We start from the raw sequence: 937 nt of genomic DNA on the forward strand, positions 1-937 counted from the left end.
GGCCTCGTCGCGCGTGGCGCGGCGGGAGGCGCCGCCCGAGCCGGTGGTGGTGGAGCTGTTCACCGCCCAGGGCTGCGCCGGCTGTCCCGAGGCCAACGCGCGCGTCGAGGCGATCGCCGACGAGCCCGGCGTCATCGCCCTCACCTATGCGGTGGACTACTGGGACTACCTGGGCTGGCCCGACACCTTCGCCAAGCCGGAGTTCGCCCAGCGTCAGCGCGCGTACCGCCGGCCGCTGCGGGTGCGCGACGTCTCGACGCCCCAGGTTGTGATCGACGGTCGCCGCCAGCTGTCGAACGGCGAGACGCTTCAGGACGCCATCGATCAGGAAGCCGGACGCCGCGTCTTCCCGCCCGAGATCGAGTTCCGGGAGACGGGTGACCGGGTCGGGGTCGGATCGGGACGCGCCCCCCGGGGCGGCGCCGAGGTGGTGGCGGTGGTCTACACGCCCGGCCCGCAGATGGTCGAGATCGCGGCCGGCGACAACCGCGGCCGGACCGTCCGGCACATGAACGTGGTGCGTTCCGTGCGGGTGCTGGGCGACTGGACGGGCCGTCCGGTCCTCTACGCCCTGCCCGAGGCCCGGCCCGGCCAGGCGGTGGCGGTCCTGATCCAGGCTCGCGACGACCGCCGCATCCTGAACGGCGCCGTAAACGCCTCGCGCTGATCCCGTCAGCTTCGGTCAGTATGCCTGTTCTCCCGCGCGCCTAGACAGTGCATGATCGGCTCCATGACGATGGGGCGTCCGCGCGTGAGCACAGACATGGCCAGGGGCAAGCAGGCGATCAGAAGCATCGGGCTGGCCGCGATCCTCGCGGCGGGCCTGGGTGCGGCCGCCGTGGCCAAGGACGATCACGAACCAGTGGTCACGCCCGAAGCGCGGGGGCGTGGCCCCAGGCCGTTCACCGCCGCCCGAGCTGGCCGCCTGGGGGCGTGA

The 937-nt window shown here is 73.1% G+C and carries 2 protein-coding genes; both read left to right on the forward strand.

Features of this window, described 5'->3' with window-relative positions:
• The coding region (locus tag AC2W7C_RS18450) for a DUF1223 domain-containing protein (RefSeq protein ID WP_486002644.1) at positions 1 to 667 on the forward strand (667 nt) is incomplete at its 5' end.
• An 84-nt stretch (positions 668 to 751) separates the two neighbouring features.
• Positions 752 to 937 carry a hypothetical protein gene (locus AC2W7C_RS18455; protein WP_486002645.1) on the forward strand — a complete coding sequence of 62 codons (186 nt, stop codon included), beginning with the start codon at positions 752 to 754 and terminating at the stop codon, positions 935 to 937.

This window comes from Brevundimonas sp. CURTG3B2_SDJG, from assembly GCF_057364705.1.